A 16,515-nucleotide genomic window follows, 5' to 3' on the forward strand; every position below is an offset into this window, starting at 1 on the left:
TAACAGATGAGTATTCAGAAAACATTGATGAAACTGATACCGCTAGTATTAGTTTTTTTTGCAAAAATCTCCCATGCCGCGGATTGCCGCAAAACAGGGGAAACATGCGTAGAGGGTGCCGAAACAAGAAACATCGCGGGCAACCTTATTTATAAGGCTTGCTGGCGTTATAGATCGACATACCAGTGCGTTGAACCTAATTCGATTGACTATTGTGCGGCTATTTCAAAGGTTGCCGGGTGCTATCAGACCTCTACGTCCTGTATATCTACAGCCTGGAACGGCACCTGCTTAGTGGAGCAGAGAACCTACAGATGTGACAACCCAGCAACAGCAAAGCCTTCAAACACTATCCAGCTTGATAATACTTACACCATCACTCGCGATGAGTTAGATACCACGCAGTGCGATCCACTGGCTGATAATCCACTCTGTTATCTCGCTTCTCACACATGCGTCGAAGGCCCAGAAACGCGTGTCATAAACGGCTTGCCAGTCTACAAAGCATGCTGGAAGTACGATGATGACTACTCATGCATCAATCCAAACAAGGAAAATGATTGTCAGCAATACGAGGATAAAGGCTGTACAAAGATCGACGAAACATGTATCGAGAGCACTGACCCGATTGGCTGCGTCATGGCCCAGGTCACATATAGCTGCATTACCAAAAAAGGTGAGACTACTACAACCGAGGACTGCAGCACTAAAGTTTCCTGCTATCAGGGTGTCTGCTGGGATACAAGTTACCCATCGGATACTGATTTCGCCAAAGCTGTTGCAGCCAAAGAGGCCGCACGTGAAGCCGGCGTATATGGCTCGGACGGTGAGCTGTTTGGTGGGGAAGATGAATCATGCCGTAAGGGGTATGGCGGCATCAAAAACTGCTGTGGTAAAAGTGGTGGAGCTGAAACCAATTTTTCCATTATGGGCCAGGTAGCCACCTCAGTAGGTGGAGGCTTAGCGAGCTATGGCTCGAAGTACATGTATGACTTTGCATACAATAACGCCGAGTGGGTGAAGCAAGGTGCCTCTGCGCTGGGGGCCTCAGCTCCCTCCGCTCCAACCCTTAGCTTCGGTGTCTACGGGCTGAGCTATGCAGTGGGTGGAGCAGCAGCCGTTCCCGCAACGGGAATGTTAGGCGGGCCTGTTTATGCTCTGGGAAATGGTTTTTACTTCGACCCATACAGTTTTGCGATTGCGGTTGCAATTCAAGTGGTGATGGAGCTCAAGTCGTGCGAACCGGAAGAGCAGCAACTGGGGATGCACCGCGGTGCAAATCTCTGCCACTTCGTCGGCAGCTACTGCTCCAAGAAAGTGTTTGGTGCCTGCCTGGAGACAACTGAAGCCTACTGCTGCTACAACTCGATCCTGGCGAAGATCATCAACGAGCAGGGCAAGCCGCAGATCGGGAAGGGCTGGGGAACGCCCGAGAGTCCTAGTTGTGGAGGATTTACGGTTGAAGAGTTCCAGCAAATCGACTTCTCAGCGCTCGACCTGTCTGAGTTTGTAGATGACATCATGAATGCGACCGTTCTTCCAGAGGTAGAAGACATTCAGAGTGACATCTCGCAGAAAGCCAGCGAAAACACATACAACTAAATCAAACCTACTGTACGGCCCCGCGGATAAGCGGGGCTTTTTTTTGCGGATTTTCTAGCCCGCCCCCGGCAAATATGCGCCAGACCATGGGCTGATTAATGTGAGGCTTAAGAGATGAGTTACACGAGCACATAACGGCTCCTGATTATTTTTGCTGCGTTTTACAAGCGCGTGTTGCACATACCGTCAATGTGAAGCTAACCAAAGATCCTCAAATCCGCGCTCTCAAAGCAAACCTCTTATTCAAGGATGCATATTATGAAAAAGCTCATCGCTACTCTGCTGATCATCACCACGGCTACTGTCATGTCTGGCTGCGCTTCGAATATGACCAGCCGGGACTACTCCCAGGCAACTGCTATGCAGAAAATGAAGGTTGAGCTCGGTGTTGTCGACTCAGTCCGTGACGTGAAAATCAACGGGAAGCCTTCACCGATCGGCGGTATGGCTGGTGGTGCCCTCGGAGCGATCGCCGGCAGCAATGGCGGTGGTGGTTTGGGACAACTGGCCGTAATGGTTGTCGCTGGCGCGGTCGGCGCAGCGATTGGTGCAGCAGTCGACAAGAAAGCCCATGATGCTGACGGGATCGAAATCACTGTGAAAATGAGCAGCGACGGCAGCTTGCAGGCCGTCACCCAGGCCAAAGATCCAGCAGAGACCTTTACCCCTGGTGATTCGGTTCGTTTGATCACAGGCCAAACTGGCAACTCTCGGGTCAGCCACTAAAAAGTTTCACCCCAAAGCCCTAGACGACATACATCGTCTAGGGCTTTTTTGCGTCAAGCACTTTTGATTCTCATGGGTTATAGTTACGCGTGACTATCCATCCTCGATCACCAGCCACGAAATCTGATTATGCATTACATAGGGCGACTTACTCGCTTGGGGTTCACAACGCTGCCCGAGTGCCTTTTGACGGTACCAAAGGAATACAGGGACTTTCACGAGCCCATTGAGGTGCTTCCCTTGCCAGATATCGGGCAGGCCTCATACATGGCTCTGACCTTGATTGAGCGAGCGATCTTTGATCGTAGCGGCGTTGCACTGCAAGAAGTCAAAGGAGCGTTCCGCGGATACGTCAAGGTGGTTGACGGGCGAGGGCAGCGCTTGCACATCAACTTGATAGGTAAGCCTTCGATCGAACCGTGGATGGGGTACGACTTTGGCGCAACTGTGCACACTTACGGAGAGGTGGTCACCTTCGAAGGGCGGCCAACCATGTCGAATCCGATGGTCATACCTCCGGCGATGATTGGACGTGTGATGCCTGTCTACCAGGGCAAGCAGAATCAGGTGAGCGCCGAAGTTCTTGGCGAAGCCGTCACCGCGGCTATGGCGCACATCAATGAGGCCGCCTGCCTGTTGCTGGAACAGGCCCTGATGCACGAGGATGACTTTCGAAAGCTCACAGGCCTCAACGACCCTGCTGACTTGCTACGCAACCTGCATTCACCCCTTTCAGTCCGGGAAGGAGAGGAGGCGGTGAGAATTGCCAAGGCCGTCTGCATACAGGCGTTGGTTAATCGCGTCGAAGCGCATCGGAACCGCCCGGCAGTGAAGGGGGCTCTCCTGCGAATCGACCGGGACCAGGTGGCTGACCTGATCAAGCGAGCACCTTTCAAGCCTTCTGCTGACCAGCTCCAAGCAATCGATGAGATCGTGTCAGACCTAAGGTCACCCTATCCAATGCAGCGCATATTGTCGGGCGATGTCAGTACCGGCAAGTCATTCACGTTCATGATTCCAGCCGCCGCGAGCTATCTCGCTGGGGCCAGGGTCGCCATTATCGCGCCTGGCCAGATCCTCGCCCAGCAACTGGCGGCTGAGCTGAGCAGCCTCTTTTACGAGATTCCCGTTGTCACCGTTGTAGGCCCTGTTGGGAAAGCCAAGATCGACCTGTCATCTGGAATCGTGGTGGGCACCACAGCAGTTATTTCTGCAGCAAGCAAAGAAGGGATCGTCTTTGACCTGGTCATCGCTGACGAGCAGCAACGATTCTCTGTAGCTCAGCGAAAGAAGCTCATCGCGCCTCATACCAACTTCCTTGAATCAACAGCAACCGCGATCCCGCGAACAGTGGCGCTGGTCCAACTGGGCGGGCTACCGATCTCAATCCTGAGGTCCACCCCGGTACCGCGGGACATCGTCACAAGGATCATCACCCACAACGCCAGGCAGAAACTGCATGATCTGGTTATGCAGGTCATCAAGCAGGGCGGACAGGCTGCGTTCGTCTATCCCGTGGTGAATGGTGAGGCAGACACTCGGAATGCTGTGGAGGCAGCCTACGAACGTTTCCGGAAGCTTCTGGGAGACGATGTAGGTTACATTCACGGCAGCCTTCCCGAGTCGGCCAAAACTGAAACCATAGAGAAGATGAAATCTGGCCAAATCAAGCTGTTAGTCGCCTCAACTGTGATCGAGGTTGGGGTAACCTTCCCGGGTTTGACACTGATGGTTGCAGTGAGTCCAGAACACTTCGGCGTAGCTCAGTTGCACCAGCTCCGTGGCCGAGTAGCTCGGAAAGGAGGCCGCGGATTCTTCATCATGTATCTTCCCAGTCCAATCAAACAGTCAGCGTCCTCACGCTTGAGGCTGCTGACCGCTTGCAATGACGGGTTTGTACTGGCCGAAAAGGATGCGGAGAGTCGTGGCTATGGCGATCTGAGCCTAGAGGGAGAGAGACAATCTGGTGCCACGCGACCTCTATTTTTTGGCCTGAGCCTCACTCGTGGTGAAATAGAGGCCGGGGCTGTACAAGCGGGCCTCATTCCGGCTCAGCAATAGATAGGGAGGTCAAATTGGCCGCAAAATCAACACCGCTCGCAGTCAAGGTAGCGATTTACCAGCGGCTACTCGCAGGGGACATAGCCCGGGATGTAGGCCGCATGTATGTCATCAGCCTGCCTACCATCTGGAAGTATGCGAATGACGCCGTCGCTGAGCTGCGCCTGCTTGAGGCAGTTGAGAGTTCGCCAATACTCATAGGCTTCTTGAGTCGAACCGTCAAAATCCAATGCTTCCAGTATGTGGACGACGAGGTCGTGCGTGATCTGATGGCACCGATCTTGGAGCCATACCTTAGCCAGGCAGAGAAAATAAACTTCGCTGGTCGCGAGAGCGCTGATCAACCGCTGTCGACCAGGGTAAGTCGGACAACCGAAGAGGACTTTCAAGCGATCGTCGCAGAGATGTCGCAGTCATCCCATCCAGGCCTCACACCCTCTGCACTCCTGCGCGACATTGTCGAGGACTATATCGCCCGTTACAAAGCCAACGGGCGGGCGCTACTGCCACCCCTAGACCATCAATCACTGTCGCCGGCCCCAGTACAGCCTCCAGCGCCTTCACTTGACGGCGCAGCACTGATGAAGGACCTCCATGGCGCTCTTCGCGACCAGTTGATGAAGCATGGCATCGAGCTGCCATTGACTGACCAGTGATCTTCTAATCACGTGTCAAGCATCCCCCTTTGTAAGGCGTAGGCATAGCCGATGCCGTCATTCAACAACAGGGGATATCCATGAGTCTCGCTCAAGCGCAGCTTCCTGCAAAGTCCAACGTCTCGATGCGTCACATTTACCTTTACACCCATCTGCTGATCGCGGAAGCGAACAAGGCGGGTCGACGGGTGCGCATCATCTGGGGGAATATCAAAACGGCTTCGATTGGCCCTGATCACCAGGAGTCCGGCGGGTTGCTACTGACCTTGCCACAGACTGCTGCTATGGGTACTGATGAAGATCTCGAACTGATTAATGGTCTACTCGACCATGAAATCCTCTGCCATGGCCTTCACACGGATTTCTCCGTCGTGATGAAACCAGATATCTCCGGAACATTGCTGAACGTTCTTGAGGATCCACGTGGTGAGCTTTTGGCAAAGCCACGCTTTCGTGGAGCCAACACCAATATCCACAACGCCCTAAAGATCCTGAAGAAAAGAGGGATTTTTCACGGGCCTGTCGCTGGCCAAGAAACCCCTCAGTCAATCTTGGTCGCCTGGCTGGTCACTGAGCTTCGTAGCGAGCTCCTTGAACAAACCTGCCTGCAGGAGTTCTCTCTCGCTTACCGTGCTCTTGCTGTCGCAACATTTGGAGCGGCGCTAGTTGATCAAGTCAAGGCAATTGCAGTGAAAGGCTGCAATGCACCGGATACTCAGGGGGCAAACAAAGCTGCCAATGAAATTGTCGATCTGCTGAAACTTACCAAGGACCAACAAACGGCTGCGCCCAAGCAAGGCCCTGGTAGCCCGTCCGACACGCAAGGCGAGCCCGGTTCTCCGGGTCAGACTGAAGGGAAAGGTCAACCAGGAGATATCTCAGACGCTCTCAACCAAGTCCTTAGCGCAAGCCAGAGTGACTGCGGAAGTTATGCAAAAGGTTTGGAAGATATAATTTGCTCTAGCCTGCCTGGGGTCAATCAGAATCGGGCTGGCGGATATCAACCAGACTTATCCAACGAGATGCAGGAAATGAGTCTGTCGAAGTCTGGCGGATCATTTGAAAATCGACGCCTTCTTCGGGCTGGCGCTCAGAAAACGGCAGCAATGCTATCTGCAACCTTCGAACAGTTTATTGAAGCTATTACCCAAAATGAGGTTTTGACAACAAACGAGGGAAGACTTAACACCCGAAAACTTTGGCGGTACGCAGTAGGCGACGATCAGATCTTCACCAAAAGAAAGCAAGCGGAGGAAATCGACACCTGCTTTTATTTGTTGGGTGATGAAAGTTCGTCCATGAGAAGTCGACTTGGACCCGAACCTGAAAAAGGTAAGGACGACAACAGGATCACAGCGCAAGAAGCTTGTAACCGTGTTTCGGTCGCAGTGGGTGAGGTGTTGAATAATACGTCCATACCTGTCGGAATTGCCACTTACAACACGGTGATTCGGGAATGGCACGCATTTGAAGATAGCTGGGCTAGCACGCTGCAACGGTATATGCCTACTCCCAAGGGACAAACGAAAACTCACCTTGCTGTGGTATGGGCGCTGAAGAAACTCATTGACCGGCCGGAGGCGCGCAGGATCCTGATTGTCATCACCGATGGCGACCCAGGTAACAGCGACATGCTGAGGTCGGCCGTTGACGAGGCAGCGCTCATGGGAATCGAAGTACGCTTCGTCCTGATCGGTGATGAACACTACAACCTATTCCAGGATGCTGGGATGGCCTGTGGTGTAGCTAAGACTGACAACGACCTGGCTACAGCCGTATTTGCGGCGCTTAAGCAGGGTTTCGTATAGACCACAACGTAAGACCAGCCGGACTCCTTGGGGTCCGGTTTTTTTATTCTTCTACACGCGTGTTAGGCATCCCCTTGTACCAGGCCTTCGCAAGAGGCCATCCATTGTCTACAGGGAATCGATCATGACCGCTTTTCAGTCCATCAATGAGCCACAACTCGACGCCGTAATCGACACACTCAACCCAATCGCTGTTCGTCTTGCACCAGAAGTTTTTGGTACCGACGCGCCATTTTTTGTTGGCTTGCAGACCAAAATCTTCAAAGAAACCCGGTTCACCCCAAAAATTGTTCCATACAGTTTTGATCCGGATTTACTAACTCGCTTAATCGTTTGGGCAGCCTCAGCTGGACTTGCACAGGACTTTTTCAAGGCCTCCATCAAGAAAGCGACCTACATTTACGGCCCCTCTGGCGCTGGTAAAACAACCTTGGTAGAAGCCTTCGCGTCACGGACGGGCAGATCGGTGTTTACAGTCCAGTGCTCTGAAGAATCTACGCTTTCCGACCTGTTCGGTAGCTGGAAACTCTGCGGCCCTGACGGGATGCAGTGGATCAACGGGAAGGTGTGTCAGTGGGCTAAAACCCCTAACTCCATTCTTCTCCTGGACGAGTTCGATCAGTTGCCACCTCAGATCCAAATGGGCCTCAATGGAATCCTCGATGGTAAGCCAATCTTCCTTGATCAGACTGGCGAGTTGATTCACATCGCGCCAGGTTGTTTGATCGCAGCTACCGGCAACACGAATGGTAGCGGTTCCGCTGGCGGTAAAGGAGGTAGTGCTGCGGGTTACAGGGGCACGAAGAAAATGAACATCGCCACGATTGACCGTTTCAACGTCATGTACTGCAACTACATGGAGGAAGGCCGGGAGGCCAACCTCATTGTTGAGCAGACCGGCACCCCCGTGGTCATCGCGCAAGCGATGGCAACCCTGGCTGCCAAGATCAGAGCCAATTTCATTGCTCTGACTGAGGACGCTGGGGCTGGTGGCATGGCCCTTAACTTCACAATCACCACCCGGAACGTGCTGAACTGGGCGATGAACTACAGGCTGCTCATGCAGATGGGGAAAACGACCGAGGAAAGCCAGAAACTGGCTCTCCAAATGACGGTTCTGGATTTTGCTCAACACCATGAAGCCGCGTCGATCTTGAAGATCTGGTCGACCATCGTCGGTACCGTCTAACGCTTCACCATACCCCGGTTCGCCGGGGTTTTTTCGTTTATGGGCGCCTGTGAGACATCTCCTGACACTGGGTCTTTCGCAAGAGATCCGTTCTTTCAATTTCAGGAGAGCCATCATGAGCACAACCAATCAAACCGATGACCTGGGTATCAGCATCCTTCAGGATGTTGTGCTTTTTGACTACATCATTGGTGGCAGCACCGGTGAGAAGACAGTTGATGGCGACGACTTCATCCGTGAGGTTGGCCGCATGCTGCCTTCAGGCTCGTTTGCCTGGGTCAACAAGTCCCGGTCGGAAGCAAAGCGAGAGATTCTCAAGGTAGGGGTATCTCGCAAGGTGAACAATCGTATCCGAGGGTACTTCGTTCCTACTCAGCACGCCAAAGAGCTTGCAAAAGTACTTAATGCGATTAAAGAGAAGTACCTAGAGGAGAAAGCTAAATTCCTCAGCGGTCTTCCAAAAATGGTAGAGGACTGGGCTAGTTCGGCTACTAACGCAGGTGTAACACAGGGTGGTAAGTCTCGTGCAGACTTGATCCGCCAGCATGCTCCTCAGGTTTCAGTACTTGAAAGGATGCTGACATTCGACACTTCGGCGATTCGTATCAACGACACCAGCTACTTTGGTGAAGATGATGCGCTTCAAAAGGAGGTCAAAGGCTTAGTCGGGCAAGCTGCATTAGAGATTGCGGAGGACGTTAATCGCTCCTGGACTCGCAAAGGCAACGGGAAAACCACATCAAGGATCTTGGGCTTGATTCGTCGCGTTCAGGACAAAGCTGAAGCGATGAGCGTTCTCTCAAGCAAGTTCTCTAACCTGGAACAGATGTGTGCTTCGGTATTAGCGGCTGTCCCTAGCGGACCGAGCATTGAAGGACTTGCTTACATTCAGGTATCTAGCTTGCTGTCATTCTGCATGGATCCTGAAAAGATTCTTGGAGAACATGCGACTGAGTTTGATCCGTTGAGTGTTGAAGCGTCAGATCCGGCCTCAGTAGTGGATCAAGACAGCGTTTTCTTCAGTAATTCGGCGCCTTCCTCTGTTCAGCCACAAGTCGAACACGATGAGGTGACTATTGTCCCTGAAGTCTCGGTGATCCCACCACTTCCAACTAGTCATAAGTCAGAAGATAATGTCTTCTTTGGAACAGCACCTGATCAACCCCTAATCGAGCCTGAGAAGGCGGTAGCATCGGATACGAACTCGCAGGCTTTAACAACTGCGTTCATTTTCTAACCCACAAAAAACCCCGGTCAATGACCGGGGTTTCTTTTTTTCTCTATGGATGTGGGTTAAGCAGTCGGCGAGCCTTTCAGATGAGGCAGCTCGATTTCCGCCTTAGCCAACAGCTGGCGCCCGGAGAGCTGCTCATACAGCAACACCATGGTCATGCGAACGGCGAGAGGGGTTTGATCCCATTCTTCCTGTTTCGGGATATAGCCAACCCAGGTGGGATCGCTGCCCATCTTCTCAATCGACAGCCAGAGTTGCTCATCAAGATCTTTTTTGTAGACAAAATCTTCTGGCGTGAAGAAATCAGCCAGGTTGTAAACTTGGATGAGCGGAAGACCAAGGAAGTCGGCCACCAACGACAGCTTTTCTTTGCCAAGCGACCGAATCTGGCGATTCCCGTTAGCCAGGGAGTTCCAGTAGATGACTGTGATACCCATGACATCGGCAATTGCACGGTCGGGCAGCCCTCGATCGACGATCACCTTCTTAATCAGCTTGACGAGGCGGGAGCCTGGCATGGTGTTTCGAGTGCTTTTTGCTGCAGGTGAATTTTCTTTTGGCGCTGCTTTGGCCTTGGCTGAAGCACGAGGTCTCTTAGGCGTGGCGGCAGCCTGAGGAGCCTGTGCCTCGGCCTCAGCAACACGTTTTCGAGCTACTGGCTTCGCAGCAGCTTTTGCAGGTGCTTTGGCAGGCGCTTGAGACTGCCGTCCTGTCGATTCACTTGCGGTCTTGTCGCTAGCTTTGGGCATTGTGCGGCTCCGGTTTGGTCGCGGCGTCTAACATGATTCGGGACGCTCTCTAGACAAATAAAGCAGAGAAATCCAGTATTAAATGGAAAAGATTCTACACAGTTAACAACAAGATTCAAATCTCTTGTTCCGGTGGAAAAAGAGACTTCTTTGACCTGGTGTGTCCCTGTGGCGGTAGCTCTGCGGGCGCTTCACGCGAGACAAGACGATTTTGATTCATCTTGTATTATTGGTACGTGTTGCGTATTCTTTGGAAAACCACGCCATTCACGTATCGAGGTACTCAATGCTGCCCCAGGACGCAAAGCGGAAGCCTGATTCCTATTCGTATCCAAACGGGATGCTCAACTCTGGCTACATCGCCGGCGTCCTGCGGTTCAATGATCCGGTCGAAGGTCTCTGTTTCATCCAGCAGACCCGTTCGGAAAACCACATGCTTCCCATCCACTACGACCCCAAGAAGTCGCCGATTCCTCGGGAGATCAAGGAGTGGGACCTCATCATGGCGTTCGTTCACACCGATGGCGCCATGCAGGGTGAAAACCGTATTGCACGGCTCAAGAGCATCCGTTTCGAGGCGCCGAACGTTATGCACCTGGGCGGCCGCTTCCGGGATGACTTTATGCGGAAGTGGGATGCTGTCGTACATGCCGCCGCAAAAGACTCTGGCACTCCGGCCTCGGTTGCAGCGCTGGAGCAGCAGCCCGGCGCCGGTACTGAAGACCGTCTCGACTCCTTCGACTGGAAGGCGATGGATCTCAACAAAAACGCCTCGAACCAGATTCGCATTGCAGGCTTCATCCAAGCCAAGAATCTGGAACGCAACCGGCGACACCCCGTGGACGGTACGCCAATCAACGACCGCCTGGTGGTGCTGATTCGACAGTCGAAAGACACCGATGCCTGCATCCCTGTTCGGTGGTATGGGCGTAATCTGCAGCCGCTGTCCGAAAAGCTTGCCCGCGGCATGCCCATCATCGTCAACGGTGAGTTCCGTATGGACGTCAAGGCCATCTCCCTGCCTGATGAGGAAACAGGGATCGCTGAGGTGTCCAAGATCCCATACATCCAGGCCAAAGATATGCCGGCTCCTGTGACCCCCGATTCAGGTCATATCAAGATCGTGCCGGGCTGGGCCGCTGAACTGTTCAAGAGCCACGGCACTCAAGCTTCGCAACCGAAAGAAGGCGGTGCAGAACGCAGCGCTTTGTTCGCATCGGCCTTTGGTTCTGAGTCGGCAAGCAAGCCTGCAACCCCAGGTGAGCAACAGGACGATTAAGCTGGGGCTGCCTCAACCCGTTTCGTGAAGCCATCGAGATCCAGCATTGGAGTCGGTGGCTTTTTTGTTTCTCAGCCATCAGTCACAGCCGGCAGCTGAGGAAGAAATCAAATTCTGTATTGGAAGACTAAGCCGCAATGGGCAAGACACTGATCATCACTGAAAAAGCAACCGTAGCGGTCTCTATCGCGCAAGCGGTCGGGGGCTTCAGTAAGGTGGAAACATGGCTTGAGAGCGAGAACGCAATTCTTGCCCCCGCGGCCGGCCACCTGGTTGAAATCTACTCCGAGGAAATGGCCAAGGCCGGGCGGGACATCGGCAATTTGCCAGTGATCCCTGACCATTTCGACCTGAGGGTCATCGAGCCCAAGGCCAAGTTCTACAACGTGCTTCAACGCCTTATGCGGCGCCCGGATGTCACTGCTGTAGCGAACGCGTGTGACGCCGGCCGCGAGGGTGAACTGATTTTTCGGCTCATTTACAAGATGGCTGGGTGCACAAAGCCGATGCTTCGGATGTGGATGAGATCCATGGTCGATGACGCCATCCGCCAGGCATACAAGAATATGCAGCCCGGCGCTGACTTCGACAACCTTGCAATGGCGGCTGAGATACGAGGCGAGGGCGACTACATCGTAGGCATTAACGCAAGTCGGGGGATTTCCCGCCTCTACGAGCGTGAGACAGCCAAAGCAGAGATCTTCCCGCTCGGCCGCGTGCAGACCCCTACGCTGTCCCTGGTTTGTGCTCTGGAGCTGGCCATTCTAACCTTCCGACCGGTTCCCTATTGGGAGGTGCACGGCAGTTTTGGGGTGGCCGCTGGTAAATACACCGGCAAGTGGGTGGCACCACAGCCCTCCGAGGCGAAGGGCGGATCCCAGCACCGGATCATGGATCGAGCAAAAGCGGATGCTCTGATCAGCAAGTGCTCTGGAGTAGCACCGAGCAGTGTGGTGGATGAAGTCAAGCCTGCCCAGACAGGCCCTGGCAAGCTATACGACCTCACCTCACTTCAGCGCGAGGCGAACCGCAAGCTTGGATTTTCTGCAGCTTACACGCTGGAGATTGCGCAGAAGCTTTACCTGGAGCTCAGCCTCACCACTTACCCACGAACAGACTCGGCTTACCTCCCTGATGACGCAATCAACGACACGAAGAAGGTCATGGGGATGTTTGGAGGAACCCCCTATGCAGAGCACGCGCAACGCGTGCTAGATGAAGGCTGGGTGCGACCCAACAAGAAGATTTTCGACTCGACGAAGGTGTCGGACCACTTCGCAATCATTCCTACCGGAAAGCGAGCAGGGGACCTAGAGCCGGACGTTCAGAAAATCTATGACATGATCGTCAAGCGCTTCATTGCCGTTTTCCATCCAGCGGCTGAGTATTCGGTGACTGTCCGGCTTACGACGGTGGCTGACGAACTCTTCAGGTCGACTGGTCGTGTGCTTGTCTCCCCAGGCTGGATGGTGGTTTACGGAGCCGGGATCGTCGAGGACGCAACCGATCGAGATGGTGACTCCGACGACAAGAAAGAGCTCGCACGGTACGTCAAGGGAGAGTCAGTCACTCCGCAGGGCATCGAGCTGAAGATGCTCAAAACCAAGCCTCCAGAACGGTACACCGAGGACACGTTGCTGGGCGCGATGGAGACGGCAGGGCGCCTGGTAGAGGATGAAGACCTTCGTGAGGCGATGAAAGAGCGGGGACTGGGTACACCGGTCACGCGCTCTGCAATGATCGAATCGCTCCAATCCACCAAGGACGGTGCCGGCCGAAAGAAAGAGCCCTATCTCATCCAGCAGAAGAAGTACTTTGCTCCCAGCGCAAAGGGGATGACTGTCTACCGTTTCCTGGTCGACAACGGCATCGATGCCCTTACGTCGCCAGTTCTCACCGGGGAATGGGAGCACAAGCTCCGTCAGATGGAAAAGGGGGCGTACAAGCGGGACGCTTTTAAGTCCGAGCTTGCAGAGTTGACGACGGCAATCCTCGACACCATCAAGAACAAATACGCAGGTGTCCAGGTCAAGAAGCTTGGCGCTCTTTGCCCCACCTGTGGTGGCGCAGTTGAGATCCAGGCCCGAACGTTCATGTGCGAGCGGCAGTGCGGATTTTCCATATGGCGGGAGATTGCCAGTCGCATGCTAAAAGTATCGGAAGCAGAAACTTTGCTCCGGGACAAGGTAGTGCTTGGGCTCAAGGGCTTTGTCAATCCGAAGAAATCCACCAAGTTCGAGGCAGGGCTGAAGCTGCTCGACACCGGCAAGGTCGAGTTTTACTTCGACCCGACGGCGAACACTCGGGACTCCAAAGGGAATGTCGTTTCCTGCCCGAAATGCCAAGGCGGCATGCGCAAAATCAAAGCCCCCAAAGGGCACTTCTGGGCCTGCGTTGATCGAGAGCAGTGCAATCACACCATGAACGATCGCGACGGCGATCCAGTGGAGCGGCCGAAGTCATTTCCATGTGACCTCTGCGGTAAACCCATGTACCTGCGGAATGCTGAAAAGTCTCCTTTCTGGGGTTGCAGTGGCTTTGTGAAGGGGGGCGGTGGGTGCTCTAACACCGTGAAAGACAATAACGGGACTCCGGTACCGAAGGAACAACCAGCAAGTTCTGACGGGGCGCCGTCTCCAACGATCCAGACAGACAGCGGAGCTTTCCTGTGAACGCCAACAACAAGGTCATACGCGCAACGGCCATCGTGTTCGGTTTCTGGTGGCTTTTGCTCACTGCCCGGGCCTTCGGCGGTTCTCCTATAGAGTTTTTAGATAGCTGGCCTCTGGTGGGCTACAACGTCTCACACTGGATTCTGGGTGTTGTTTCCGGCCTGTTCATCGGTGTCTGGTTTATCTGGTTCACCAGGTTGTCTGCACTGAACAAGCTGTACGCCGGCAAGAAAGGAAACACCCTCAACGGCGCCCGCTCGACGCTCGGCAAAGTTCCTATGCCCACCTTGGCTTTACCTCGCGTCGAGGCTGCGTCAAAGCGCCTACCCATTGCAAGCAAAAAAGTGCTCGCCTGGGTTGCCGCCAATGAGAAGAAGTGGCCAGCCCATGTAGCGTTCTTCTGGGCCATCTGGGATACCTATTCTGCACATGCTCACTTCCCCGCATCGCATCGCAAAGGGGGGCACGGAAATCGCCGGCTTTGGGAGCATTGTCTGGCCGTGGCAGACACCGCGCTGGAGGACGCTGGCACTTACGTATTCGACGGGGTTTACGTAAAGGCCCGTGGAAAGCCCAAGTTCAAAATCATCGACCTGAAGAACAAGGAATATCGATTTGACGCTACTGATCCACTGATCCCGATTCTGGGCCTGGCGCACGATATCGGGAAGCTCGAAGCCTACGTCCTCCTACCCGACGGTAGCGTGAAAACCCAGGAGGAGGGCGGAGCGCTCACCCCTCAGGATGACAACCGCATCTCCCACGACGCCCTGGGTGCGAGAATTCTTGCTCGCTTCCCAGAATACTGGGCCCTCCCTGCACGCGATCGACAAGCCGTGAACCTGGTCATTGCACATTACCACCACCCAAGTGATTTCCCGGTTGACCGCAATGGCCTTAGCCTGGATGACCGCATGACAGCCCTCATGGAGTTCTTGATCCTGGTAGACAAGAAGACCGGCACGGCCGAGTCGAGTATCACAGAGACACTGAGTGATCACGAGATTTCTGAGGACGAGTCCAACGCCATTTATCACTGCTTCGTCGAGATCATCACGGAGTACGGCAGGGTAAACGGCACCGGTGACCAGGCCAAGGACTCCACGCTCAAAATTGCTCAGAAGCATGACGGACTGATCGTCATCAGGGAAAAGGACCTACGGTCTCTGATCTTGGCCAAAATGGGCTGGTCGTTGGAGGAGGGTGAGGGCCGTTACCGCATGACCCTCAACCTGATGACAACCCTCCAGGAAAAAGGGCTACTGTACTCGCGGCACAATCATGCCGACATGAGCCGGTTCTTGCCGATGTACTCGGTGTCATTGCGCAACGCACAAACAGGTGCACATCTGACTACCTGGGAGCCTTGCATCATTGTACTGCCAGTTGCCACGACCCCCGAGCTTGCCGGCCTCAGTGGTTTGCCCAACATGGGTACCAAGCTGGACATCGAGCGCCCATTGTTCACACACAACCTGGGTATCACTGAAGCTGATGCGCTTCGGGCGATTGTTGCTCGCGGGTTCAGCGCTGAGATTGCAGCGAAGGTGAACATCGCCGGCAAGCAGGAAGAGAAGCCGAAGCCACAACCAGCACCAGCACCAGCACCAGCACCAGCACCAGCACCACAAGCTCAGCCTGATGTGGAGCAGGGTCAACCTGCAACTGCTGTCACCAGTGGAGCGAAACCAGGTGCTATGACGACCAATGTAAACGCACATCAAAGCTCCTCGCCAGCCCGCACCGCGGCTAACGAGGCCAGCGACGAGCACGACGCTCAAACTGGTATGTCAGCTGATGCGCAAGCGGCACTAGATGATGACGACCCGATCGTGAGCGGCGGTGATGATGACGACCTACTAGACGACGATCTACAGAGCTTGTCGCTCAGCTCGTTTGGGCCGGGGCCAGAGGCAGAACCAGAGGATGACTTCCTAAATCTGGAATCTGGGCAGCCTGGTAACGATGACGTCGATGATGTTGATGATGTGTTCGGCGCGTTCGCGATCAGTGAGCCTCCGCCGGTGAATACAACCGAGCAAAGTGGGCTTTCAGCGCCAGAACAAGAGGGTACTTACCCTGCCACTGTACCGAATAATGACGCCCCAGTCGTTTCCGTTTCTGTAGCGGTAGCTATCCCTGATCCAGACGCTGTACCAACGCGGAGGGTAAGCCCCGCTGCCGAGGCTGCGGCGCTCAAGGCACTTGCAGAGGCGGGCGCCAACTTCACTGCATTCGTTGCACCTAGGAAGAAAAAATCCAGCTCAGCTGAGCAGCTGCAAGGTATCCGCGCAGCAGTGAAAGCGGCAGAAATTCCGATCTGTGGGACAAGGGATGGATTTGATTACGTGCTGGAGGCCGACCTGATGATCTACGACCCTAAACTGAAATTGAGCACGCTAATTCGAACCGAGAAGTTGCCCACTGTAGAGGCTGCACCTGGAGTGGTGATGGTGGGCATTCCGGTTGCACCGATGCAACTGGACCTATGAGCTGCTGACCCTGACCATGACTCCCTGGCTGTCACGTAGAAAGCCAG

11 protein-coding genes are annotated in these 16,515 nt (G+C 54.2%); 10 read left to right on the forward strand and 1 reads right to left on the reverse strand.

Annotation, left to right across the window (positions count from 1 at the left end):
* Positions 1-6 precede the first annotated feature (6 nt).
* The 7 genes from RR51_RS29345 (at position 7) to RR51_RS15685 (ending at position 9,279) form a co-directional block, all read left to right on the forward strand.
* Positions 7-1,602, forward strand: a complete 1,596-nt coding sequence (locus tag RR51_RS29345) for a conjugal transfer protein TraN (RefSeq protein WP_177328661.1) — start codon at positions 7-9, stop codon at positions 1,600-1,602.
* Between the two features lie 258 nt (positions 1,603-1,860).
* On the forward strand, positions 1,861-2,328 hold the full coding sequence (locus RR51_RS15660) for a membrane protein (protein WP_039614017.1): 468 nt from the start codon (positions 1,861-1,863) through the stop codon (positions 2,326-2,328).
* A gap of 267 nt (positions 2,329-2,595) precedes the next feature.
* On the forward strand, positions 2,596-4,389 hold the full coding sequence (locus RR51_RS15665) for a helicase-related protein (RefSeq protein WP_231115669.1): 1,794 nt from the start codon (positions 2,596-2,598) through the stop codon (positions 4,387-4,389).
* Between the two features lie 101 nt (positions 4,390-4,490).
* On the forward strand, positions 4,491-5,045 hold the full coding sequence (locus tag RR51_RS15670) for a hypothetical protein (protein WP_177328662.1): 555 nt from the start codon (positions 4,491-4,493) through the stop codon (positions 5,043-5,045).
* An 80-nt stretch (positions 5,046-5,125) separates the two neighbouring features.
* On the forward strand, positions 5,126-6,853 hold the full coding sequence (locus RR51_RS15675; protein WP_039614020.1) for a VWA domain-containing protein: 1,728 nt from the start codon (positions 5,126-5,128) through the stop codon (positions 6,851-6,853).
* 124 nt (positions 6,854-6,977) lie between these two features.
* Positions 6,978-8,042: an AAA family ATPase gene (locus RR51_RS15680; protein WP_023662227.1), complete on the forward strand. Its 1,065-nt coding sequence runs from the start codon at positions 6,978-6,980 to the stop codon at positions 8,040-8,042.
* A 115-nt stretch (positions 8,043-8,157) separates the two neighbouring features.
* A complete protein-coding gene (locus tag RR51_RS15685) occupies positions 8,158-9,279 on the forward strand; it encodes a DUF3150 domain-containing protein (protein WP_023662226.1) in 1,122 nt (373 codons plus the stop codon).
* Positions 9,280-9,335: 56 nt separating this feature from the next.
* Here the strand turns inward: RR51_RS15685 and RR51_RS15690 are convergent, their stop codons facing one another.
* Positions 9,336-10,025, reverse strand: a complete 690-nt coding sequence (locus RR51_RS15690; RefSeq protein ID WP_223817440.1) for an XRE family transcriptional regulator — start codon at positions 10,023-10,025, stop codon at positions 9,336-9,338.
* Positions 10,026-10,311: 286 nt separating this feature from the next.
* Here RR51_RS15690 and RR51_RS15695 point away from each other — a divergent pair, with 286 nt between their 5' ends.
* The 3 genes from RR51_RS15695 to RR51_RS15705 all read left to right on the forward strand — a co-directional run bounded on the left by RR51_RS15695 (position 10,312) and on the right by RR51_RS15705 (position 16,468).
* On the forward strand, positions 10,312-11,304 hold the full coding sequence (locus tag RR51_RS15695) for a hypothetical protein (protein WP_023662224.1): 993 nt from the start codon (positions 10,312-10,314) through the stop codon (positions 11,302-11,304).
* 137 nt (positions 11,305-11,441) lie between these two features.
* The gene (locus RR51_RS15700; RefSeq protein ID WP_024717739.1) at positions 11,442-13,976 is read left to right on the forward strand and encodes a DNA topoisomerase; all 2,535 of its coding nucleotides are present in this window, start codon (positions 11,442-11,444) and stop codon (positions 13,974-13,976) included.
* On the forward strand, positions 13,973-16,468 hold the full coding sequence (locus tag RR51_RS15705; RefSeq protein ID WP_039614021.1) for a hypothetical protein: 2,496 nt from the start codon (positions 13,973-13,975) through the stop codon (positions 16,466-16,468). Before RR51_RS15700 ends, RR51_RS15705 begins: the two co-directional genes overlap by 4 nt.
* Positions 16,469-16,515 lie beyond the last annotated feature (47 nt).

This window comes from Pseudomonas sp. C5pp (assembly GCF_000814065.1).
GTDB classification, from domain to species: Bacteria; Pseudomonadota; Gammaproteobacteria; order Pseudomonadales; family Pseudomonadaceae; genus Aquipseudomonas; species Aquipseudomonas asiatica.